The organism is Ensifer sp. Root31 (genome assembly GCF_001424825.1).
Lineage (GTDB): Bacteria > Pseudomonadota > Alphaproteobacteria > Rhizobiales > Rhizobiaceae > Ensifer > Ensifer canadensis.
In genome coordinates this window covers 22,891-42,885 of the sequence record NZ_LMCO01000037.1, presented here as the reverse complement: position 1 = coordinate 42,885, position 19,995 = coordinate 22,891, and the positions used below count along the sequence as shown (strand labels likewise).

25 protein-coding genes and 1 tRNA gene are annotated in these 19,995 nt (G+C 60.1%); 10 read left to right on the top strand and 16 right to left on the bottom strand.

Annotated elements, in window-relative coordinates; all coding sequences use genetic code 11:
- Nucleotides 1–259: 259 nt before the first annotated feature.
- Nucleotides 260–718 (bottom strand): hypothetical protein, encoded by a 459-nt coding sequence (locus ASD00_RS27455; RefSeq protein WP_025427884.1) that lies wholly within the window; start codon nt 716–718, stop codon nt 260–262.
- A gap of 320 nt (nt 719–1,038) precedes the next feature.
- On the opposite strand from ASD00_RS27455, the gene ASD00_RS27450 reads away from it, so the two are divergent.
- The 3 genes from ASD00_RS27450 to ASD00_RS27440 all read left to right on the top strand — a co-directional run bounded on the left by ASD00_RS27450 (nt 1,039) and on the right by ASD00_RS27440 (nt 4,377).
- Nucleotides 1,039–1,383 carry a GFA family protein gene (locus ASD00_RS27450; RefSeq protein ID WP_025427883.1) on the top strand — a complete coding sequence of 115 codons (345 nt, stop codon included), beginning with the start codon at nt 1,039–1,041 and terminating at the stop codon, nt 1,381–1,383.
- Between the two features lie 459 nt (nt 1,384–1,842).
- Nucleotides 1,843–3,900, top strand: coding sequence for an RNA polymerase sigma factor RpoD (gene rpoD, locus ASD00_RS27445; RefSeq protein ID WP_025427882.1), 2,058 nt, complete (start codon nt 1,843–1,845; stop codon nt 3,898–3,900).
- A 183-nt stretch (nt 3,901–4,083) separates the two neighbouring features.
- Nucleotides 4,084–4,377 carry a GYD domain-containing protein gene (locus ASD00_RS27440; RefSeq protein WP_025427881.1) on the top strand — a complete coding sequence of 98 codons (294 nt, stop codon included), beginning with the start codon at nt 4,084–4,086 and terminating at the stop codon, nt 4,375–4,377.
- 44 nt (nt 4,378–4,421) lie between these two features.
- On the opposite strand, the gene ASD00_RS27435 is transcribed toward ASD00_RS27440, so the two are convergent.
- Together ASD00_RS27435 and ASD00_RS27430 are read right to left on the bottom strand one after the other, a co-directional pair.
- Nucleotides 4,422–5,216 carry a DUF2066 domain-containing protein gene (locus ASD00_RS27435; protein ID WP_158268959.1) on the bottom strand — a complete coding sequence of 265 codons (795 nt, stop codon included), beginning with the start codon at nt 5,214–5,216 and terminating at the stop codon, nt 4,422–4,424.
- A 34-nt stretch (nt 5,217–5,250) separates the two neighbouring features.
- Complete coding sequence (locus ASD00_RS27430; RefSeq protein ID WP_025427879.1) at nt 5,251–5,664, bottom strand: lysozyme inhibitor LprI family protein; 414 nt, start codon at nt 5,662–5,664, stop codon at nt 5,251–5,253.
- Between the two features lie 234 nt (nt 5,665–5,898).
- On the opposite strand from ASD00_RS27430, the gene ASD00_RS27425 reads away from it, so the two are divergent.
- A complete protein-coding gene (locus ASD00_RS27425) occupies nt 5,899–6,468 on the top strand; it encodes a transglycosylase SLT domain-containing protein (RefSeq protein WP_025427878.1) in 570 nt (189 codons plus the stop codon).
- A 26-nt stretch (nt 6,469–6,494) separates the two neighbouring features.
- Here ASD00_RS27425 and ASD00_RS27420 read toward each other — a convergent pair whose 3' ends face one another.
- A complete protein-coding gene (locus ASD00_RS27420; protein WP_025427877.1) occupies nt 6,495–6,947 on the bottom strand; it encodes a VOC family protein in 453 nt (150 codons plus the stop codon).
- Between the two features lie 227 nt (nt 6,948–7,174).
- Between ASD00_RS27420 and ASD00_RS27415 the strand changes: the two genes are divergently transcribed.
- From ASD00_RS27415 to ASD00_RS27400, 4 genes are all read left to right on the top strand, one after another.
- On the top strand, nt 7,175–7,528 hold the full coding sequence (locus ASD00_RS27415; RefSeq protein WP_025427876.1) for a DUF1428 family protein: 354 nt from the start codon (nt 7,175–7,177) through the stop codon (nt 7,526–7,528).
- Between the two features lie 201 nt (nt 7,529–7,729).
- Nucleotides 7,730–8,152, top strand: coding sequence for a secondary thiamine-phosphate synthase enzyme YjbQ (locus ASD00_RS27410; protein ID WP_025427875.1), 423 nt, complete (start codon nt 7,730–7,732; stop codon nt 8,150–8,152).
- Nucleotides 8,153–8,316: 164 nt separating this feature from the next.
- A complete protein-coding gene (locus ASD00_RS27405; protein WP_025427874.1) occupies nt 8,317–8,721 on the top strand; it encodes a ketosteroid isomerase-related protein in 405 nt (134 codons plus the stop codon).
- 337 nt (nt 8,722–9,058) lie between these two features.
- Complete coding sequence (locus ASD00_RS27400) at nt 9,059–9,457, top strand: hypothetical protein (protein ID WP_025427873.1); 399 nt, start codon at nt 9,059–9,061, stop codon at nt 9,455–9,457.
- Nucleotides 9,458–10,119: 662 nt separating this feature from the next.
- On the opposite strand, the gene ASD00_RS27395 is transcribed toward ASD00_RS27400, so the two are convergent.
- The gene (locus tag ASD00_RS27395; protein WP_057210308.1) at nt 10,120–10,869 is read right to left on the bottom strand and encodes an SIMPL domain-containing protein; all 750 of its coding nucleotides are present in this window, start codon (nt 10,867–10,869) and stop codon (nt 10,120–10,122) included.
- 161 nt (nt 10,870–11,030) lie between these two features.
- Between ASD00_RS27395 and ASD00_RS27390 the strand changes: the two genes are divergently transcribed.
- Nucleotides 11,031–11,106, top strand: a tRNA-Ile gene (locus ASD00_RS27390).
- Between the two features lie 8 nt (nt 11,107–11,114).
- Here ASD00_RS27390 and ASD00_RS27385 read toward each other — a convergent pair.
- From ASD00_RS27385 to ASD00_RS40400, 6 genes are read right to left on the bottom strand one after another with little or no spacing between them, the layout of a single operon-like run.
- Entirely contained in the window at nt 11,115–12,263 is a 1,149-nt protein-coding gene (locus tag ASD00_RS27385) for a tyrosine-type recombinase/integrase (protein ID WP_057210307.1), read from the bottom strand.
- The gene (locus ASD00_RS27380) at nt 12,260–12,508 is read right to left on the bottom strand and encodes a hypothetical protein (protein ID WP_057210306.1); all 249 of its coding nucleotides are present in this window, start codon (nt 12,506–12,508) and stop codon (nt 12,260–12,262) included. The genes ASD00_RS27385 and ASD00_RS27380 overlap by 4 nt, the downstream gene beginning before the upstream one ends.
- 1 nt (nt 12,509) lies before the next feature.
- On the bottom strand, nt 12,510–12,701 hold the full coding sequence (locus tag ASD00_RS41240) for a helix-turn-helix domain-containing protein (protein ID WP_200951500.1): 192 nt from the start codon (nt 12,699–12,701) through the stop codon (nt 12,510–12,512).
- The gene (locus ASD00_RS27375) at nt 12,698–12,910 is read right to left on the bottom strand and encodes a hypothetical protein (RefSeq protein WP_057210305.1); all 213 of its coding nucleotides are present in this window, start codon (nt 12,908–12,910) and stop codon (nt 12,698–12,700) included. The genes ASD00_RS41240 and ASD00_RS27375 overlap by 4 nt, the downstream gene beginning before the upstream one ends.
- Nucleotides 12,910–13,170 (bottom strand): hypothetical protein, encoded by a 261-nt coding sequence (locus ASD00_RS27370; RefSeq protein WP_057210304.1) that lies wholly within the window; start codon nt 13,168–13,170, stop codon nt 12,910–12,912. Before ASD00_RS27370 ends, ASD00_RS27375 begins: the two co-directional genes overlap by 1 nt.
- A gap of 51 nt (nt 13,171–13,221) precedes the next feature.
- Nucleotides 13,222–13,398: a hypothetical protein gene (locus tag ASD00_RS40400; protein WP_156585818.1), complete on the bottom strand. Its 177-nt coding sequence runs from the start codon at nt 13,396–13,398 to the stop codon at nt 13,222–13,224.
- A 121-nt stretch (nt 13,399–13,519) separates the two neighbouring features.
- Here ASD00_RS40400 and ASD00_RS27365 point away from each other — a divergent pair, with 121 nt between their 5' ends.
- Nucleotides 13,520–13,999, top strand: a complete 480-nt coding sequence (locus tag ASD00_RS27365; protein WP_156585816.1) for a hypothetical protein — start codon at nt 13,520–13,522, stop codon at nt 13,997–13,999.
- On the opposite strand, the gene ASD00_RS27360 is transcribed toward ASD00_RS27365, so the two are convergent.
- The 5 genes from ASD00_RS27360 to ASD00_RS27340 all read right to left on the bottom strand — a co-directional run bounded on the left by ASD00_RS27360 (nt 13,996) and on the right by ASD00_RS27340 (nt 19,974).
- Complete coding sequence (locus ASD00_RS27360) at nt 13,996–14,877, bottom strand: hypothetical protein (protein ID WP_156585814.1); 882 nt, start codon at nt 14,875–14,877, stop codon at nt 13,996–13,998. The genes ASD00_RS27365 and ASD00_RS27360 overlap by 4 nt on opposite strands.
- 189 nt (nt 14,878–15,066) lie before the next feature.
- Nucleotides 15,067–15,426 (bottom strand): hypothetical protein, encoded by a 360-nt coding sequence (locus tag ASD00_RS27355; protein ID WP_057210300.1) that lies wholly within the window; start codon nt 15,424–15,426, stop codon nt 15,067–15,069.
- On the bottom strand, nt 15,426–17,990 hold the full coding sequence (locus tag ASD00_RS39305; RefSeq protein WP_082523745.1) for a tape measure protein: 2,565 nt from the start codon (nt 17,988–17,990) through the stop codon (nt 15,426–15,428). The genes ASD00_RS27355 and ASD00_RS39305 overlap by 1 nt, the downstream gene beginning before the upstream one ends.
- 9 nt (nt 17,991–17,999) lie before the next feature.
- Nucleotides 18,000–19,595: a terminase TerL endonuclease subunit gene (locus ASD00_RS27345; RefSeq protein ID WP_057210296.1), complete on the bottom strand. Its 1,596-nt coding sequence runs from the start codon at nt 19,593–19,595 to the stop codon at nt 18,000–18,002.
- Nucleotides 19,576–19,974, bottom strand: coding sequence for a phage terminase small subunit P27 family (locus tag ASD00_RS27340; RefSeq protein WP_244496141.1), 399 nt, complete (start codon nt 19,972–19,974; stop codon nt 19,576–19,578). Before ASD00_RS27340 ends, ASD00_RS27345 begins: the two co-directional genes overlap by 20 nt.
- Nucleotides 19,975–19,995 lie beyond the last annotated feature (21 nt).

Sequence of the window (19,995 nt, the reverse complement as noted above, 5' to 3'; positions counted from 1 at the left end):
TCATCACCCACCGCATCGGCATCGACGAGTTCCGCGACGGCTTCGAGGCCATGCGCTCCGGCAACTCCGGCAAGGTCGTCATGGACTGGTAAGCGGGACGCTTCGGCGCAGTGCCGGAAACCACCAGGCCGCGCGTTCCACGGATGCGCGGCTTTTTCGTCAGCGTTTCCCGTTTAGACGGAATCGCAGAAACGCTATATCTCTTTGTTTTTGCGCATTTCCTGACGGAAAACCGCTGCGCACTTCTCCTGGAAATGCTCTAGTTGGCAAGGCCGAACTGGATCTCGATCTCGTGGTAGCGGGCGCCCGGGCCGGCCCAGCGATGATAAATCTCGCGGCTCTCGCCGGAGAAATTGTGTCTGCTCATCTCGATCTTTTCCACCAGCGGCGCATAGCCCTGGGTGAAGAGGCTTCGCATCGGGCCTTGATGCAGGGTCGAGGCTACCATGATCGGCTCGAGCTCGATCATATCCAGCGCGCCGCGATAGCCCTCGCCACGCTCGACGGGTCGGCAGATGCGCCAGTCAAAGACGGTTCTGGCGTTCTTCGGCAGGTTCTGCGCAATGAAGATCCAAGGCCCTGCGGGCTTGCGCCCCGCCCGGCCGATCTCCGCCTCGATCAGCGGTGCCAGCTCGGCGGCTGCATGCCTGACGTCCGGGATTGTGATCCTGCGCGCAATGCTGATGACGCGCATGGCGTCGGTTTCCTTGATGTTCATTCTGGCCTCCGTTTCCTGCAGCGCCGCGCGTCTTTTCAGACGCGCAAAGGTCGCTGTAGCGCTTTGAATTGCCGCATGTTTTTGTCCATAAATCGGGTACGATTTAAGGAAACATGCAGTAGGGCGGAAGGTCTTTCGAGATCGGGTCGCGGGCAAGCGAAAAACCGGAATAATGTTGCGAACTCTAAGACGAAGTCCGCCGTTTCAGGAATTGTTTTGCGTCTTGTTGATCCGGCTTGTTCGTCGGCTGCGGTGCACTATCTTTGCCGACGCTGCCGATGTCTGCGATCAGCGGTTGAGACGATCAGAGGAGCCCGTGCATGCGCTATGAGGGAAGCTGTCATTGTGGAAAGATTGCCTTCGAAGTTGAGGGGAACTTCGCCGAGGCGATCGATTGCAATTGTTCGATGTGTCGCCGGCGTGGCGGATTGCTGGCCTTCGTTTCGCGCGACAGTCTGAGGCTGAAGACGCCGGAAGCTGATCTCTCGACCTATGAATTCAACAGGCATGTCATCAAGCATCATTTCTGCAACCATTGTGGCATCGCACCCTTCGGCGAAGGGGCCGGTCCGAACGGACCCATGGCGGCCGTCAACCTGCGCTGTCTGCCGGAGTTCGACATTGAGGCAGTGAAGATCGTCAAATATGACGGGCTTTCGGTGTGAGGGTGCCAACGCGTATAGTCATGGTTGCGCCGTTGGCCAAGGCACAACGGAGCCTTGCCGATAAGCGGTATCGACCCTTGTCTTTTGACGGGCAGCGCCTACATGTTCAGCGGACGCTGATAAACACCAAAAAACATGAACTGAGGCGATTTTTGCCGAATCGGGCGGTTTTTCAGCGGAAATGCTTGACGGGATCGAAAATTCTGGGAATCACCATTTCCAAGCAAGAAATGGCGAAATGACACGGCGGTTAGGATATCATGCCAGTAGTGCTTCAGTGGCAGGACTGTCGGAGCTTGCCCGCTTTGCCACGATCGCTATCGTGGTTAATCAGGAATTAAACATCATCCCGTTACGTCAGGGGAAATGATTCGGTGGCGGGTGCGCGGCGCACCCGGACCTTCGAGCGGCATTTGCACCGGGCTCACGCCGGTTGCGACAAGGAAAGCGACGAACTAAATGGCAACCAAAGTCAAAGAAAACGAAGAAGCTGACGTTGAACGCGAAGGCGCTCCGGACGGCCCGCTTCTCGATCTTTCCGATGACGCTGTCAAGAAGATGATCAAGGCCGCCAAGAAGCGCGGCTATGTGACGATGGACGAATTGAACTCCGTCCTGCCGTCCGAAGAAGTCACCTCCGAGCAGATCGAAGACACGATGGCGATGCTCTCCGACATGGGCATCAACGTCATCGAAGACGAGGAAGCTGAGGAAGCCGCCGGCGGCAGCAGCGACGACGAAAGCAGCGACGACGACAACGACGGCGAAGGCGGCGAACTGGCCCCTTCCGGCGGCACGGCGCTTGCGGCGACGAAGAAGAAAGAGCCGACCGACAGAACCGATGACCCGGTGCGCATGTATCTGCGCGAAATGGGTTCGGTAGAGCTTCTGTCGCGCGAGGGCGAAATCGCGATTGCCAAGCGCATCGAGGCTGGCCGCGAGACGATGATCGCTGGTCTCTGTGAGAGCCCGTTGACGTTCCAGGCGCTGATCATCTGGCGCGACGAACTCAACGAAGGCCAGACGCTGCTGCGCGAGATCATCGATCTCGAAACCACCTATTCCGGTCCCGAGGCAAAGGCTGCTCCGCAGTTCCAGAGCCCGGAAAAGATCGAGGCTGACCGCAAGGCTGCCGAGGAAAAGGAAAAGACCCGCAAGGTTCGCGCCGCCAACGACGACGACATCACCAATGTCGGCGGCGATGTCATGCCGAGCGAGGAGGAAGAGGAAGACGACGACGAGTCGAACCTCTCGCTCGCCGCCATGGAAGCGGAACTGCGCCCGCAGGTCATGGAAACCCTCGACATCATCGCCGAGACCTACAAGAAGCTGCGCAAGCTGCAGGACCAGCAGGTGGAAGCCCGCCTGGCTGCCACTGGCACGCTGTCGCCTGCCCAGGAGCGCCGCTACAAGGAGCTCAAGGACGAGCTGATCAAGGCGGTCAAGTCGCTGTCGCTCAACCAGAACCGCGTCGACAGCCTCGTCGAGCAGCTCTACGACATCTCCAAGCGCCTGATGCAGAACGAAGGCCGCCTGTTGCGCCTGGCCGAATCCTACGGCGTCAAGCGTGACTCGTTCCTCGAGCAGTATTCCGGCGCCGAACTCGACCCGAACTGGATGAAGTCGATCAGCAACCTGGCCGGCAAGGGCTGGAAGGAATTCGCCAAGAGCGAAAACCAGACGATCCGCGACATCCGCCAGGAGATCCAGAACCTTGCGACCGAAACCGGCATCTCGATCGCCGAATTCCGCCGCATCGTCTCGATGGTGCAGAAGGGCGAGCGCGAAGCGCGCATCGCCAAGAAGGAAATGGTCGAAGCGAACCTGCGCCTCGTCATCTCCATCGCCAAGAAGTACACCAACCGCGGCCTGCAGTTCCTCGATCTCATTCAGGAAGGCAACATCGGCCTGATGAAGGCGGTCGACAAGTTCGAATACCGTCGCGGTTACAAGTTCTCGACCTATGCGACCTGGTGGATCCGTCAGGCGATCACCCGTTCGATCGCCGACCAGGCCCGCACGATCCGCATTCCGGTGCACATGATCGAAACGATCAACAAGATCGTTCGCACGTCGCGCCAGATGCTGCATGAAATCGGTCGCGAACCGACGCCGGAAGAATTGGCCGAGAAGCTCGCCATGCCGCTCGAAAAGGTCCGCAAGGTCCTGAAGATCGCCAAGGAGCCGATCTCGCTCGAAACCCCGGTGGGCGACGAAGAGGATTCGCATCTCGGCGATTTCATCGAGGACAAGAATGCGCTGCTGCCGATCGATGCCGCCATCCAGGCGAACCTGCGCGAAACGACGACCCGCGTTCTTGCCTCGCTGACGCCGCGCGAAGAGCGCGTCCTGCGCATGCGCTTCGGCATCGGCATGAACACCGACCATACGCTCGAAGAAGTCGGCCAGCAGTTCTCGGTTACCCGCGAACGTATCCGTCAGATCGAGGCGAAGGCGCTGCGCAAGCTCAAGCATCCGAGCCGCTCGCGCAAGCTGCGCTCGTTCCTCGACAGCTAAGCGGTCGAAGGTCGAACCATCAAGAAGCCGGGCGCTCAGCCCGGCTTTTTTGTTGTTCCGATGCTTTCTTGTAGGTGTCTCCGCACAGGACTATACTTCCCCTTTCGGAGCAATTGGGGCACCCGGCTTGAAGCACGGGCAGTCGCACCGTGGGCGTGAAGCGTGCCCTCATGGAGGTGTGAAATGACCACTTATGTCGTGCTCCTCAACTGGACAGAGCAGGGCGTTAAGAACGTGCGCGAGTCTCCCAAGCGGCTCGACGCGGCCAAGAAGATGCTCGCCGACATGGGCGGCTCCTTCAAACATTTCTTTCTGACCATGGGCGAGTACGACATGGTGGCTATCTGCGAGGCGCCTGACGATGCGGTGGCGGCGCGCTTTGCCATGACGCTCGGCATGGGTGGCAATGTGCGCACGCGGACGCTCAAGGCCTTCCCGGAAGCCGCCTATCGCGAGTTGGTCGCGTCCCTGGGCTGAGATCAGCAGGCGCTGAGCGCAACAATCGGCAATACGATGCTTATCTACGGCGCGCCGTTGCCGGAGAGTATGCGCGCGGCGCCGCGCATGGCATCCCGAAAGGCCTCGTCGAAGCTGACGCCGCGGATCTGCCAGCGATACTCCCTGCCGTTTTCGGTGATGCGCCAGTCGGCGATCCAGCCGCGGGCGGCATCGGACCATACGAGGGTGCCGGCGAGGGGCACTTCCGCGCCGATATCCGTTGCGAGCTGTTTGAGCTCGGCCGGCCGCTGGCGCGATAGATGGACGAAATCAAGGTCTTTGCTTGTAAGCGTTGCAGCATCGGGCAGCCGCACCGAGAGCGCCAGCGGTACTGCCGCGACGGCAAGCGAATCCGCCATATACGGGCTCTCGCTGCCGTCGCGCGTCAGCACGAAGCGGCGCCTCTGATCGTGAACGGCAAGCAGCACGGCGATTGTCGGCCGCGGCGACAGCCACGGCTTGCGCCCGAGCTTTGCCAGGAGCGGATCGATGGTGGTGGGATCGAAACGGCAGGTAAGGTCATGCGGGCGGTCATGCGTTCCCTGCTCGTCATGAATCGGGACGCCTTCCAGCCGGTCGCGGTAGGAGAACGAGGCGACGAACTCTGCGGCTTGCACCTGCAGGGCGGCAAGTGCCGTGCTCCCCGTGAGCGTGAAATCGCCGGAGACCTTGACGAGAACCTCGCTCAGGCATTCGCGAAAGCCGATCTGCCGGTTCTGCTCGCCGGTGCCTGTGACGATCGCATCGCTGACATAGAGCGCCGTCCGGTCGGCGGCTTGCGCGCCGGTCCACAACAGCCCGATGATCGCTGCGGTCATCACAAGCGTTTTGGCTAGCCTGCCCATCAGCCCGTCAGTTTACCGGCGGCAGCGGGCAGCTGAGGTCGCCTTCCTGACAGCTGAGATAGCCCTTGAAATCCTTGACGCGGTTCTGGGTCAGGTTATCGCGGCACAGAAGGACGATCATCGGATAGGCGGTGCCGCCCGTAACCCCGGCGGCGGAAAAATCGCATTCGGCATCACGGAAGGCGATCCATGCCTTTTGTGCGGCAATGAGCAGCTTGGTGGTGTCCTGGTCGTCCTTCAGGCGCGCCTCGATCTGCTTGTAGAGGGTGTTGAGTTCGGTGTCGGAGGCCTTGAGGGATTTATCAGCGCATTCGTTCATCGTCGCCTGGTCGCTGGCATTGGCGCAATCGTCGGCCCATGCGGCGGGTGCAAGGCCCACCAGTCCGACAAGGGTTGCAAACATCAAAGCAGGAAACCGCATGTCTTCGCTCTCCTCGTTTCGCGCCTGCCGCCGTCGACGCGCGCTCGCATGATCTTCGGAAACCTGCGGACGCGCAAAGGACGCCGTAGCACTTTGAACCTGCTGCATAATTTATCCTTAAATCGGATCCGACTTCAGGACGTATGCGGTAGCCCCGCAATCAATCGTATTCGATTCAAAACCGATCCTTAACGTTTACGTTTTATCAATCTCTCGGAAACGAGAGGTTCGAAGATGCGTTGCGTTTTTGTCGTCGTCCTCCTGTTGCTGGCCGGTTGCGCAACGGTGCCGAGAGACACCCGGAACGCGTGCGCGGTTTTCGAGCAGCGAGATGGCCTTTTCAACAATTGGCGCCGCGCCGCCTATCAGGCGGAGCGCGAATATGGCGTGCCCGTTCCGGTGCTGATGGCGACGATCTATACGGAATCCGGCTTCCGCCATAATGCCAAGCCGCCGCGCACAAAACTCTTCGGCTTCATTCCCTGGACGCGCGTTTCATCGGCCTATGGCTATTCGCAGGCGCTCGACGGCACCTGGGCGCGCTACCAGAGCGAAACCGGCCGCTGGACGGCGCGGCGTTCGGATTTCGGCGACGCCATCCGCTTCATTGCCTGGTATCACCGCGAAAGCAGCCAGAAGAACGGCATCGCGCTCAACGACGCCTATCGGCTCTACATCGCCTATTATCACGGGCATGCCGGTTATGCCCGCGGCAACTGGAGCGACACGGCCAAGACCGGCGCCAAACGCGCCTCTGGCATGGCCTCGCTCTATAGCCGCCAACTCAACGGTTGCGGAAGCTGATGTCATATCAGCAGCTGGCATAGGGCTCAGCCGGCGGCGGCCTTTTCAAGCCCGGCGACGTCGATCTTGACCATGCCCATCATCGCCTGCTGGGCGCGGCCGGCGCGGGCCGGATCAGGATCGCTCAGGTGCTGCATCAGCGCATCCGGTATGATCTGCCAGGCAAGGCCGAAGCGGTCCTTCAGCCAGCCGCAGTGCTGCGGCGTGCCGCCGTCGAGCAGGCGCTCCCAATAATAGTCGACCTCCGCCTGATCGGCACAGCGCACGAAGAACGAGACGGCTTCGGAAAACTTGAAATGCGGCCCGCCGTTGAGCCCCATGAACGCCTGTCCCTCAAGCTCGAACGAGGCGGTGAACGCCTTACCGTCAGGCCCTTTCTTGACGTCGGTGACGCGGGAATTGCGGAAGATGGAGGTATAGAACTGGATGGCGTCTTCGAGCTGGTTGTCGAACCAGAGAAAGGGCGTGATCTTCTGCATGACTGTTGCTCCCTTGGGCGGTGGTCTTCCCAAGGACGAACGAAAAGCGGATGTGCCGACAGGCGACCCGGATTTTTTCTCAAAGCCTTGAGTGGCCGCAACAGGCCGGCCGGCAAAGGCGGCGAGGGCACCCAAGCATTCATCATCTGAAAAAATCGCTGGTTTTGTCGGAACCTTTCCATCCCGTTCGTCCTTTGTTGGTCGAAGCAACCGAGGAGGATATCGACATGAGTTACGTGGATGGTTTCATCGTTGCCGTGCCCAAGGGCAATATCGAGGCCTACAAGGACATGGCGCGGCAGGCGGGCGATGTGTGGATGGAGCATGGCGCACTCTCCTATGCCGAATGCCTCGGCGACGACGTGCCCTATGGCGAGGTGACGTCCTTTCCCCGCGCCGTGCAGGCCAAGGACGACGAGACCGTGGTCTTTTCCTGGATCGTCTACAAGTCGCGCGCCGACCGTGACGCGATCGTTGCCAAGGTGATGGCGGATCCGCGGCTGCAAGGCGATGCCTGGAAGGATGTGTTCGATGGCAAGCGCATGATCTATGGCGGATTCGAGGCTTTTCTCGAGAAATAGACTTGGCGGGAGGCCTACAGCGCCGCGCGTCTTATTAAACGCGCAAAGGTCGCTGTAGCCCTTTGAATTGCTGCATGTTTTATCCTTAAATCGAATAGGATTTAAGGAGACCTGCAGTGGGCTTGACTTGGCAGCGGCTTTTGCCAAACCCGTTCAGGTGGCGGCGCGCTTGCCGCCGCCAGCCGAGGAGAACCAACGCCGATGCCGCAGACCACGATCGTCATTTCCACCCGCGGCCAGGGGCTCTACGAGTTCACCGACGAGGCGGCAGACTTCGTCAGCGCCAACGGCGCGGGCGAGGGGCTTTTGACCCTGTTCGTCCGCCACACCTCCTGCTCGCTGTTGATCCAGGAAAACGCCGATCCCGACGTGAAGCGGGACCTCCGCGAGTTCTTCGCCCGGCTGGTGCCGCCATCCTCCGATCCGTCGATGCGCTGGGTGGTGCACACGCAGGAGGGGCCAGACGATATGCCCGCTCACATCAAGGCGGCGCTGACGCAGGTGTCGATCGGCGTGCCCGTCAATGCGGGCCGCATGGCGCTCGGCACCTGGCAGGGGCTCTATCTCTTCGAACACCGCGACCGGCCGCACCGCCGCGAGATCGTGCTGCATCTGGGGCCATGACATCTGCCGATTGACCGCGGCAACGTCTTGAAGGGGACTGTCACCCCTCCATATTGGTTAGGGAACGGGGTGCGAACGAAATTTGCCGGCGCGTTCGTTCGATCGTCGTTTCCTCGTCTGCCGTCCGAAAGGCATGGCCATACGCAATCAGCATCGAGGTAGATATGACCGACGCGCAGACCATTGCCAGCCGCTTCATCGAGGCGCTCAACGACCGCGATTTCCACGCCTTGGCGCGGCTTGTCGACGAGGACGTGGCGCTTGATTCGCTGACCGGCCAGCGCACCGTCGGCGTCGAGCCGCTGCGGGCAAGCATCATGACCTATCTCCGGCATTTCGACGAAACCTATGGCGACATCGTGCTGATGCGCGACAATTTCGGCCAGCGGATTGCCGCCGATGTGACGGCGCGCGGCACCTATCGTGAGACGCTGGAGGGCTTTCCCGCCGCATCCGGCCAAACCTATTCGATCCCCACCGTCTTCGTATTCGAGATCGAGGACCAGTCGATCACCCGGCTCAGCCATTATCGCAACATGCGGGCTTTCGAAGCCGAACTTGCCGGCTGATCGGCAGCGACGCATCACGGCCGCCTCAAGGAAATCGTGGCGATCTTTTTATGCCGCCCGTCGCGCGCGGTATCGCAATCCTGCGTGCCGGGGATTCCATTAATCAACTGATATTTCTAGCGAAAATCCGGTTCTGGTGCGGCGGCACCGCGCCGTTGCGGCTCGCTTAAAAGTCGAACGAATCTTTGTCTCCCGCCGGTTTTCGTCAGGTGCCCGCAATCTGAACCCCGCATGAATGTGCAGTTCCGCTAGCGTTCAGTTTGGCGCCGCTATTGTCCGATCAATCGCTTGGGACGGTGATTGCAGATTGAACCCTTCAAGCCCTCGGAGAAAGACCATGAAGAATACCCTCATCAACGCAGCCGCCGCCGTCGTCATCGGTTTGACCGGCCTCGTGGGCGCCGCTTCCACCGCTTCCGCAGAAACCGTCGAATTCGGCTTCGGCTCGGGCGGTGGCGTCCAGGTCCAGTATCGCGACTACGACGGTGGTTATGGTGACGAGCGCGACTGGGGTCGCGAGCGCCGCGGTCCGGACCGTGGCTGGGATGGCGGTGGCCGCCGTAGCCGTTGCGCCCCCTGGATGGCCGTCGACAAGGCCCGTGACCATGGCCTGCGCCGCGCCCATGTCGCCGATGTCTCGCACCGCCGCGTCGTCGTCGAAGGCAGCCGCCGCGGCTATCGCCAGACGATCGCGTTCGCCAACGTTCGCGGCTGCCCCTTTATCGGCCGCTGGTAATCCAAGCCTTTTCCGTCCTGTCTCCCCCGGCCGGCGGAAATGCGCCCCCTCACGCCCCAGGCGTGAGGGGTTTTTCTTTGTCTGAGACACATCGCAGAAGAGCAGGGCTGGGCCGCACGCCACAAGTCTCTGGTCCACCTGGCGCTGTTGCGAAGCCGCGACCCACTTTGCGTTGTTTGGCGGGAGGGCTGCCTCAGTGGCCGGGCAAAGCGTGGCTCTGCCAATCAAAGCGCGCAGCAATTCCAAGTGCTACAGCGACTTTGCGCGTCTGATACGACGCGCGGCGCTGTCGTGCGTGGGACCGTATGCGCTCCATCCGGTGAGCAGCATACCGCAGAGCGATGCCTTGGCATCGGCCGCGACGCTGGTTAGCCGACAGAGGGTCCACCCGGAGGGGGTCGGTGCTTCTGGCCTCCAGACGGGGTCGATAATCCTCAGCGGCCGGGTTCTCTTGTTTTACCCATGTCGTTATCGCAAGCCTGCGGCACACTTTCGCGACATGCTTCAATCTCAAGCCGGACAGAAAAAGCCCCGCGCGGTTGTAACCGCACGGGGCTTTGCTATGCGACTGATGCCCGCCTAAGCGAAGCGTCGTACCGAGCCAACTGCAGGCCCGCAAAACCCGCCCGCACTTTCCGCGGGACGGGCCTCAGCGGTCGGTCTTACTGCTTGATCGCGAAGGTGACGTTGACGGTCACGTTGTAGCTGTTTTCGCCCGTTGCCATCGGCACGGAGTCGGCTGCGTATTCCTTGGCCATGCCGGCGCGCATCATCGGCACCGGCTCCGGGCGGAAGCCCTGTTCGGTGATCTCGACGATGTTGCCGAGCGAGACGCCGGCAGCTTCGGCCAGAACCTTGGCCTTCTCGATGGCGTCGGCAACGGCTGCCTTGCGCGCTTCGGTGATGGTGCCTTCCGGCTTGTCGTTGGTGAACTGGATGCCGCCGCCCTGGTTGACGCCCAATGTCACCGATTTGTCGACGATGTCACCGAGCTTGGCGAGGTCGCGCACGCGCACGCTGACGCCGTTGGCCACCTGGTAGCCGATCAGCTCCGGCGGGCGGTTGCCGCCGTCATTGTTGGGCGGGTAGTTGTATTGCGGGTTGACCGAAAAGCCGCTCGTCTGCAGGTCGCGCTCGGCAATGCCGCCGTCCTTCAGCGCAGCCAGAACCTCGGCCATCGTCTTGTTGTTGGCGTCGAGCGCCTCGCGGGCGGTCTTGGCGTCCTTGACGACGCTCAGCTGCAGGATGGCCATGTCAGGCGCGATCGATGAGCGGCCTTCGCCGGCCACGGTGATGATCGCTTCGCGCTTTTTGGCGGGATCTTGCGCGTGCGCGCCGGCAGCGGCAATACCCGCAAAGGCGGCGGCCAAGGCAGCAATGGAAAGCGTGCGGGCAGTGCGTGTGGAAGTCATGGTTCGTGTCTCTCCGGTTGTTTCTGTCCCTGCTGCTTTCATGCTTAGCGATTGTGTGGGCATTGCGGCAATGACTTGTCGTCAAAAAGGTTTTCGGCTAGAGCCATTGCCGATCACGAACTGCCATTGGTTCGCTGAGTCCCGGATCTTTGATCCGGCGTGGGCCTGTAGCTCAATGGTTAGAGCCGGCGGCTCATAACCGCTTGGTTGGGGGTTCGAGTCCCTCCGGGCCCACCATCCCATTCTTAGAGCGTTGTTTTCGCATCGCTTTTTCCTGTTTTTGTCTCATTTTGTTTTTTCGACTTCGAAAGTGAGACACTTTTGCGGTTCCGGTATTCGTCGAGGCGCGTGAAAGCGTTGTCCGCCATCTTCCGTTTTTGGGCTTTGCGGATGTAGGTTTCGGCAGTCTCAAGCTTCGACCATCCGAAGATTGCGCACAGTTCCGGGGCGGTCGCGCCGCTCTCCGCGAGCATTACGGCGGCCGCTTTTCTGAGGCCGTGCGCAGAGCAATGCGGCAGTCCTGCAGCATCACACCACTCACGCATCCGGTTACCGAGGCCATTGATTGTGAAGGCGGCGCCGTATTCCGACACCAGGTAAGTCAAATCGCCAGTCTCGGTCGCGCGGAGAGCCGATGTCAGATCTGATGTCATACGCACCTCAATGACGGTCGGGTGCTTGTTACGGTTCTTAAATGCGGTGAACCTCAACCAACCAGCGCTCTCATGCTGCCGGCCGATGCGAGAGGCGTCGGATAGGCGAGCGCCGATATTGAGCATGATTTCCAATGCCAGCCGGGGATTGGTCCCCAGCTTGTGGTGCGCACGATACCGCTCGACTTCCTCGACCGTCCAAGTGTGAAAGCCCTCGCTGCCGGCGTTGAGCTTCTCAATGGCAACGGCGGGGTTCGATGAGGCGAGCGGCGGACTTTGATTGATCGCCCAGTTAAACAGCGCGCGAATCACCTTGACCAGCTTATCAGCGGCCCCAGGCGTCGACTTGCGCTTGAGCTGGCTCGCCTCCATGTCCTGCCGACGGTACTTCCGGTAGGGCAGGGAGCCGGCGGTCTCACAGAAACGCGTCAGAACACTTCGCTTGTCGCGCTGTGTCGCTGCGTCGAATTTCTGAAATTTGGCTGACCGGAAATACTGGTCAACGAGCCAATCGAAGGTATCCTCGCGCGGCGTCTGTTTTTTCGGTTTTGCAGCAGCCTTATCCATAAGCTCCAAGGCCGCCCAATAGGCGGCCATGAAATCTTTGGTGATGTTGCCTTGCGCATCCTCGAATTTCTCGTGGATGCGGATCTTTTTGCGGCCATTCTTCCTGACATAGTAGCGATCGTTGCCACGCGGGTCCGGGTCATAAACGCAATATCGCAACCGGGTTTTGATCATGCCACCACCCTGTCATAGGGGTTATCGTCATCGTCAAGCTCGCCGTCTTCGTTGAGCCGGCTCCAAGCATGCCTCACAGCCTCGGTATCCCAAAGCATCACGCCGCCGATTTTTCGGCCCTTCGGCATGCGTCCTTCCTTGATCCAGATATCGAACAACGAAGGCGAGATCGCGAGCGAGGCGGCAGCCTCGTCGCGACGAAGGGCAAAGCGGGGCAGGGAAAGCTCTCGCAATGTTGCTCCCATCTCAGCCACCGCTCTTGTCCCGTTTCTCAAGATGACGTTTCAGATCGATGGAACGCATTTTGATGGGCGATGCGCCATCACCGATCCGAAAGGTCTTCAACTTACCGCTTGCGTGGTAGCGCCGCACTGTTTTGGTGCTGCAACCGAGTTCGTGGGCGATTTCCTTGATGCCCAACGGCCTGTCTTTTTTCATGTGGCGGAACCCTTGCGTTCGAGATCGTCGAGCGCATCGCCAACACGATCGAGGGCGATGCGCAGCCCGTTCTTGAGACGGGTAATCGCAGCGGCATCAGTGCCGCCGAAGCGTTTGCGTAGTTCGTCGCAGGTCTCGATTGCAGCCTGAAGTAGCTTCTGGGCGTCGCTAAGATCGGTTGCCGCGAGCGGGTGAGAAGATGAGATCATCAGCTACTAACGCCCCGCTTGGGAACAAACTGCCCTATGACAATCATGAGGTCACGCTTTGCGCTATCGAGGTTCTCGATAGCAGCATTGCACACACGGCCCATTGGCGACTGGTAATCTGTGTCCAGATCGGCGCAGGCCATCGACGCTACCTTGATGAAATCATAGGCAGTGGCCAAGCTGTCATAGGCCTCTATCAGAGCATCATGGTGGATGAGGCTTGTGTTCGTCGCCGCTACTGATGTAGGTTGCGTCTGCATTTCATTGTCCCTCTTTGGATGATGAGTTTCCGAAAGGGCGAAGCTGGTTTCCTAGGCCGTGGCTTCGCCTTTTTCGTTTTCAGCAAGTTCGGCAGCCAATGCTCTTTCGATCAGAAGCCTGACAGCGCTTGAACGTGTCCTGATTTTCTTTGAGAAACCCCATTCATCAATACGCTCGACTAAGTGCGGTCCCATCATGACCGGCATGCGAATTGTCTTTTTGTCCATCCTAACTCTCCATTAACGATACATGCTGCATCACATGTGCCGATTTCATGGACCATTGATCTTTTGCTCTGGTTAGTCAATAGATCTGTGCATCACATGTGCCGTTTTTTAGGATAGAGATATGGTCAAGCCGCGTGAAAACCGTATTCACATGTACCTGTCGGAAGACGAAGTCACCGCAATCGACGATTGGCGCTTCGCCAATCGGATACCAACGCGCTCCGACGCGATTAGGAGGCTGTGCAAAGTCGGTTTGATCACCGATGCCAAAGTGAGCCCATTGGCGGCGGATCTTGCGGCACATACAAAGGCCATCGAAGAAACCAACAGCGCGCTCTTCGAGTATTTTGGGGAACGAACGGAAGGCAAGGAACCTGATGCACGCAGGCTCGTCACGGGCGTTACATCAACACTGAAAACACTGATGAAGCTTGCCTATTCGATGCGCGAGCTTAATGGACAAACACACAATTTACGAGAAAGCAGAGACACCGGCGCGGTCATGGCCGATGTTGAAGAGGTTGCCCAGACGTTCCAGTCGCTTCTCAAGAAGATCGACACCTTGACGACCACGGATGACGATGCCGGTACTCCGAGCTAGCCAAACATTCGATCGAAGACCTCGGCAGTGATGACGCGTGGCCGATCGAACATGCGGTCAAACATCTCAGGCGTCAGGTAAATGACGTTGGCAACCGGGCGGCGTTTCCCTTCCCGGCAGTCCACAGAGCAATAGGTGACCCCTTTGCGGTGCGGCCTGAAGGCAGATTCGCAACAGGGGCAAACTTGCTCTGGTAGATCAATCCGGGCAACTCTTGGCTGGGCCTTGCTGGCGAGGTACGTGGCGCGGCGCACCTCCGGGCTTCGGCGGCAGGCCGTCGAGCAATAGACCTGTCCCGGCTTCGTCGTGCGGAATATGGAATGGCAAACCGCGCAAGATGTCTCCGGCGCATTGGCGCGGTACTCTCGATTTCGGTTCAAACCAGCGCACTTGAGGCTGCAGCATTTCTGCGCGGCATTCGTAGGGTGAAACATCTTCTGGCAGGATGGGCACTCGATATCCGGTAGGACGGTGATGGCCTCGTTTTTACAGGCCACCGAGCAGAACCGGCGAGTTTTGTCATATTCGCGGAATGTCTTTCCACATTGCTCACACGGCCTCGGCGGCGCATTCCTCGATTTGATCTCTTGCCAAGCTTTCCGGAACACCCAATCGTTCCATGACCGCTCCCCGCGATCTCGATGCGCGCGAGCCGCCTGCGCGCACATGTCGGAGCAGAAGCGGAGCCCTCTGGCCTGATCTTCCTCATCGATCTCAGCGTTGCATCTTAGGCAGTTCTCATGGGGTGCGGTGTAAGCCCATTGCCCTTCTAGCCAGGTTGGCCGCTTGAGCCCAAGATGCTGGAATGCCGCAGACAAGCAAACATCGGCTTCCTTGTCGGACGGATGCCAGCCATGCCCCTTACTGACAAAATACACGCGGATGGTCCTGCGAACCTCCGCTTCGTTCTCAAACTCGGAGTATCGCCAGTCTTTCAGCGCATCTATCACCGCCGAGACTGTCGCGGCCCTATCTTTGGGCTTTAGAATCGGGGCAACGGTTGGTGGCTTTTGCGTCCCATACCGATACTCGCGCCATCCGGAACACATTCCGTGTATTCTCATAGGTCACCCAAACATTGCGTCGAAGAGTTCCGGCGAGACGGCATGCTGCGAGGTTTGCGGCAAGGCCTTTGTGCTGCTGAGCAGCTTCCGGATCGAATAGTGTTGGTCGAGCCAAGCATCATCCATGGCGCGCAGGATCTCGACATGGCGGGGAGAGAGCGGCCAACGCTGCAGGCGGGCCATAGCCTCGATCTCGGCATAACTGATCGGGTTCGGCCCCGAGGCGTGATAGGTGCGCGTCCTGCAAAGATCGCGGAACCAAAGCCATAGCAAGTCACCACCTGCCGGCACCTTGGCGCGGCCGCCACCTGCCTGTATGCCGCGCCGCAGTTCATCACAGAGGAGTTTGGAGAGGTTCGCCATCACCAGTCTCCACCATTCTGCCGGATGTTCTGCCGAGCCGCCTCGTTCCGCTTAATCAACTGAACAGTGTGACTGTTCGATTGATCAATGATCGATCCGACAAGGCCTTCCGAGAGTTCGACACGCATCAGTGACGGCCGGTCCTCGGTCTGGGGTTTCTGCTTACCCTGATCGCGCAGGTCGACCGGGATACGGCGACCATCGGGCAACGGAACCGCAGCCTCCGGGCCTGCTTCAGCAAAGATGGAAGGTCTATCCGCAACACCACCATCTGCGTACTTCGGCAGCGAGGCACCCCGCATGCCAGCCCAGGGATCGGCTTTCGCACCGCCCCCAAAAATTCCGCCGAGGAAACTAAACAGGCCGCCACCCTGACCGCCCACCTGGTCAAAGGCGCCCACCAGGTCATCGAGCATCTTGTCAATGATCCGGTCGAGGGCATTCATGGCAACATCGGCAAACTCGTCCCATGAGAGCTTGCCGTCGTCGAGCGCGTTCTTCAGGTCGCCGAGCGCATCGCGGGATGCATCCATCGTGTATTGGACATCATCGCGCGCCTTCTGTTGCGCCTCGGTCAGCTTGTTGGCGCTGACTTCCGCCTGCGCGTAAGCCTCGGAGAGATGTTGGATCTCGGCCGCGAGTTCCGGCGTGATCTTTCGGCCGGCCTCTTTTGCCGCCGTCAGCAACTCATGCTGCGCCCGGGCGCGCTCGATCGCATAACCATAGTCTTCAATCGTCGGATTGAGCGCCTTTTGCGCTTCAGCCTCCGCAAGGGTTGCCGCCGTCGCCTCGGCGATGCGCCGCGCCATACGCTCGTAATCGTCGGCTTTCTGCGCAGCGCCTCCCTTGCCCGAACCGCCCGCAGCCCCAGCCCCACCTTTGCCGCCCGGTTTATCCGAGAACGTTGTGCCCAGCGCGTCGTTGAGCTTTTCGGTCGATAGTTCAGCCAGGTCGATCTCGGCCCGCAGCTTCTGGATCTCTGCCGTCAACGGACTGTTGGCGATCGTCTCGCGGGTCTTATCGAGGCCGGTGATGTCGTCGGGCAAGCGGACGAAATTGCCAACCCGAGGATCGGAGAAGCCGCCGCGCTCCGCTCGGCCGAGATCGATGTTGACCGCGCCGCCGACTTCCGCCTTCAGCGCTGCGCTTTTGTCGGCCAATGCAGCCCGACTGACCGCGACCAGCGCTTGCTGGCGTTTCATCTCAAGCTCGAGGAGTGATTTCTTCGCCTCGAACTCTTTCTTGGTATCGGCGACGATGCTGTTGGTTGCCGAGGTTTGCGCTCCGGCGGTGTTGGCGATGGCCGACTTGTAGGCCTCCTGCGCCTTCGAGACATCGGCAATCATGCCCTCGATCGCCGAGCCGCTCGCCGCCTGGTCTGCGAGGCTCCGCGTGGCATCATCGATCGAATCTCCCCACTTGCCGAAAGCGAGTGTCGCGGCCGCAGCTGCACCGGCTATGAGACCGAGAGGACCGAGCGCGGCACCAAGCCCCGCGGCGGTCAGCGTGCCGGCGCGGATCGCCGCGGTAAGGCTCATCACCAACCCGATCGCGTTCGGTATGGTGGCGACCATTGCGCCGATGCCGCGACCGACAAGAGCACCGGCAAGGATACCGGCCAGCTTCAGCGTAACATCCGCCGTCTGATCGAAGTTGTCAGCCAAGGCATTGAGACCCGCGACCAGGCGTTGCGACCCTTCAAGGCTTTCGTCGGTCTGGCCGATGTAGCGCATGAAGGCATTCGATACCTTCGTGAAACCCTGGTCGATGGTCTGTGTCGCGTTGGCCGCCATCTTCTGGATTTGCGGCAGGCCCCGCAGGAACGCTTGGAAGAACTCTTGCCCTGAAACCTTGCCGTCGTTGACAAGTTGCTTCAGCTTTGAGACCGAGCCGCCGGCGTCGTCGAGACCGGCAGCAACCGCCATCAGGATCGGCCGCGCGCCCTCATTGACCGAGTTGAACTCTTCGGCCTGGACACGGGCGGAGCCGAGAAGCTGGCCCAACTGTGTCAGCGCGCCGGATGCCTCGGTCGAGCTTGTGCCGGCGACGCGCAACGCGACCGCGACACCATCTGAGAACTTTAGCAATTCTTCCTGCGATGCCCCGAGGTTGTCGGACGCCTGCGCCGCCTTGCCGAACAGGTTCGCCATCGCCGAGAGCGGAGCAGCATTGGCCTGCGCCGACTGATAGAGCCGGTCGAGAATGTCAGCCTGCTTGTCACCGACGACACCCGCGACAGCGAGGCTGTTCTTTGCCGCCGTCCATGCGTCGGCGTAGGCGATGACTTCGCGGGTGGATAGCGCCGCGCCGATGCCGCCGAGGGAGGCGATGGCCGCCTTGCCATAGAGACCGATCCGGCCCGAGGTCGCCGCAAGCGCCTGGTTGATGCGCGCCGTCGCCCTGATCGTATCGTCTTCCATCTGGCGCGTGGCGCGCCGAGACCCTTGCGACATCTCGCGATAGGCCTTGGCAGTGATGCCCGAGGCCTTCGCCATCTGCTTTTCCAATGCGTTCAATTTGGCGATAACCTCGATCGCCAGTTGCTCTTCGCCGCCTTCAGCCATCATCACCCCCTAAAAATAAGCCATGTCGTCGGACCAATCGTCCGAATCGTAGATCGAAAGAGACGTTCCGCCGGCGGCGCATCGCGATACCGCCATTGCGGCAGCAACGGCGCCGTCGATGCGATCCTTGCTCTTGCCCTTGTGGAATGCCTTGTTGCCGGCGGTGTCGACGTGAACGACGATGTTCTCGAAATTCCATCTCAGGATGGGATGTCCACCATGACGGAAGCGCCGGCCGAGAATGGCGCGCTCAAGTTCCTTGATGGCCGGCGCCATGGTCACCCAGCCCTGCCGCATTTCAACTGCAGGAAAGTTATCCTCAAGCAAGCTATTCAGGATCGGCTTTGCCATATGCGGATCGAAGGCGATCTCGCGGACTTCGAAACGTGCGCAGAGTTCGCGGATGCGATCCTCGACAAACCGATAGTCAATGACGTTGCCGGGCGTCGGCGTGATGTATTCTTCTTCCGCCCAATCTGGATAAGGGACGCCATCGCGATCAGCGCGGCCGCGCAGATTGTCGGCGGGACAGAAGAACCAAGGGTGGACGATGTAGCCGTCTTCGCTGTTGCCCCAACAAGCGACGATAACAGTAAGGTCGTTGACCGAGGAAAGGTCGACCGCGAGCCAACAGGGTTGACCCTCCAGATCGTCGATGTCGACCGGGAAATTGCCCTCGTCATAGACCAGCATATCAACGAACGGATCGGCCGAGCCATCAAGCCACATGTTCAGGCAGAGCTGCTGAAACGTTGACCGCTCCGATGGTTGCTCCCGGGCTTCGCGGGCATACTCTCGTAGGCCTTCGAGATCTGGATAGCCGTATCTCAGGCCGGGGTTAACGCTATGCCACAAGTCTTCATCAAGCCAGTCCGCGTCCCTCGGTGTTTCAAACAGGATGGGGAGCCATGAAGGGTTATCGATCTCGCCGCGCTGGACCTTGCGCGCATAACCGAAGAAATCAAATGCCAGGTTCTGCTGGCCGCGCCCAGCAGTGCTAATCACCATCAAGAGCGAATTAGGAACTTTCACGAGACCGCTCTTGATGGCTTCCCAGAGGTCTCGTTTCGGCCAAGCATGGATCTCATCCATGAGGGCGAACGAAGGCGTGTAACCATGTGCGACCCTACCGTCGGCAGACATCGCCCGGAAATTTGCGCCGGTCTTGCGATTGCCAATGTGATTGTCGGAATCAGTTAGCTCTAGTCGCTTGCGGCTGTTTTTCTCGACCGTCGCCTCAATGATGCTGAAAGCCTCTTCGTAGGCGATGCGCGCCTGCTTGCGATCAACGGCCGCAACCATGTTTTGAGCGCCAGGCGTATTTTCCGGGCCGATCGTATGGAGCAGGCTCAGAGCAGCACCCAGCGAGGTTTTCCGGTTTCCTCGCGGAAGCATCATGGCAACGGTCCGCACGATCCTGCGCCCGTCAGGATGGCGCGGCCCATAGATGCGACGCACGATCCTCTCTTGCCAGTAGTCCAGCTGGAAGGCGTTCTCAGCTAGAGTTGACTTCGGATGTTTAAGGAGGCGCAGAAATTGCACGGCGCGCTCGCCGTAACCGAACGGATCATCGATCGGGCTATCGTCAAAAATCCATGAGATCATCAAACAAACTCTTCTGATCGTCGCTGCCTTCATCCCCGCCGCTCATCTGTCGTCGAGAGCGCGCCGCAGGTGTCAGCCCGAGTTCGGCAGCGAGCCGCGACATGGTCACCTGCGCCTTGCCCAGCAGTGTGACAGCCGGGTTTTTCTGCAGCGCGCCTTTGGCGGTGACGCTAACGGCCCCGTGAGTTTCAATGGCTTCCTGCGCCAGGCGCGTGTTGCGGAGTGCGAGAATGTAACTTTCGACGCTACCGAGCATCGCATCCGTCAGCACCTTGCGCGCCTTCAGGTCGTTGACGACATCGCGCCACTCGCCGTGCATGTCGGCGGGAATACTCTTCGGAATGTCCGGGTCGGCGGTGGTCTGGAAATTCTCATCCACGACACGCAATTCGGCTTTCCT

What these genes read in the sequence shown, in the direction of transcription:
- ASD00_RS27455 (WP_025427884.1), bottom strand. Translation starts at nt 718, where the DNA reads ATGAACATCAAGGAAACCGACGCCATGCGCGTCATCAGCATTGCGCGC.
- ASD00_RS27450 (WP_025427883.1), top strand. Translation starts at nt 1,039, where the DNA reads ATGCGCTATGAGGGAAGCTGTCATTGTGGAAAGATTGCCTTCGAAGTT.
- rpoD (WP_025427882.1), top strand. Translation starts at nt 1,843, where the DNA reads ATGGCAACCAAAGTCAAAGAAAACGAAGAAGCTGACGTTGAACGCGAA.
- ASD00_RS27440 (WP_025427881.1), top strand. Translation starts at nt 4,084, where the DNA reads ATGACCACTTATGTCGTGCTCCTCAACTGGACAGAGCAGGGCGTTAAG.
- ASD00_RS27435 (WP_158268959.1), bottom strand. Translation starts at nt 5,216, where the DNA reads ATGACCGCAGCGATCATCGGGCTGTTGTGGACCGGCGCGCAAGCCGCC.
- ASD00_RS27430 (WP_025427879.1), bottom strand. Translation starts at nt 5,664, where the DNA reads ATGCGGTTTCCTGCTTTGATGTTTGCAACCCTTGTCGGACTGGTGGGC.
- ASD00_RS27425 (WP_025427878.1), top strand. Translation starts at nt 5,899, where the DNA reads ATGCGTTGCGTTTTTGTCGTCGTCCTCCTGTTGCTGGCCGGTTGCGCA.
- ASD00_RS27420 (WP_025427877.1), bottom strand. Translation starts at nt 6,947, where the DNA reads ATGCAGAAGATCACGCCCTTTCTCTGGTTCGACAACCAGCTCGAAGAC.
- ASD00_RS27415 (WP_025427876.1), top strand. Translation starts at nt 7,175, where the DNA reads ATGAGTTACGTGGATGGTTTCATCGTTGCCGTGCCCAAGGGCAATATC.
- ASD00_RS27410 (WP_025427875.1), top strand. Translation starts at nt 7,730, where the DNA reads ATGCCGCAGACCACGATCGTCATTTCCACCCGCGGCCAGGGGCTCTAC.
- ASD00_RS27405 (WP_025427874.1), top strand. Translation starts at nt 8,317, where the DNA reads ATGACCGACGCGCAGACCATTGCCAGCCGCTTCATCGAGGCGCTCAAC.
- ASD00_RS27400 (WP_025427873.1), top strand. Translation starts at nt 9,059, where the DNA reads ATGAAGAATACCCTCATCAACGCAGCCGCCGCCGTCGTCATCGGTTTG.
- ASD00_RS27395 (WP_057210308.1), bottom strand. Translation starts at nt 10,869, where the DNA reads ATGACTTCCACACGCACTGCCCGCACGCTTTCCATTGCTGCCTTGGCC.
- ASD00_RS27385 (WP_057210307.1), bottom strand. Translation starts at nt 12,263, where the DNA reads ATGATCAAAACCCGGTTGCGATATTGCGTTTATGACCCGGACCCGCGT.
- ASD00_RS27380 (WP_057210306.1), bottom strand. Translation starts at nt 12,508, where the DNA reads ATGGGAGCAACATTGCGAGAGCTTTCCCTGCCCCGCTTTGCCCTTCGT.
- ASD00_RS41240 (WP_200951500.1), bottom strand. Translation starts at nt 12,701, where the DNA reads ATGAAAAAAGACAGGCCGTTGGGCATCAAGGAAATCGCCCACGAACTC.
- ASD00_RS27375 (WP_057210305.1), bottom strand. Translation starts at nt 12,910, where the DNA reads ATGATCTCATCTTCTCACCCGCTCGCGGCAACCGATCTTAGCGACGCC.
- ASD00_RS27370 (WP_057210304.1), bottom strand. Translation starts at nt 13,170, where the DNA reads ATGCAGACGCAACCTACATCAGTAGCGGCGACGAACACAAGCCTCATC.
- ASD00_RS40400 (WP_156585818.1), bottom strand. Translation starts at nt 13,398, where the DNA reads ATGGACAAAAAGACAATTCGCATGCCGGTCATGATGGGACCGCACTTA.
- ASD00_RS27365 (WP_156585816.1), top strand. Translation starts at nt 13,520, where the DNA reads ATGGTCAAGCCGCGTGAAAACCGTATTCACATGTACCTGTCGGAAGAC.
- ASD00_RS27355 (WP_057210300.1), bottom strand. Translation starts at nt 15,426, where the DNA reads ATGGCGAACCTCTCCAAACTCCTCTGTGATGAACTGCGGCGCGGCATA.
- ASD00_RS39305 (WP_082523745.1), bottom strand. Translation starts at nt 17,990, where the DNA reads ATGGCTGAAGGCGGCGAAGAGCAACTGGCGATCGAGGTTATCGCCAAA.
- ASD00_RS27345 (WP_057210296.1), bottom strand. Translation starts at nt 19,595, where the DNA reads ATGATCTCATGGATTTTTGACGATAGCCCGATCGATGATCCGTTCGGT.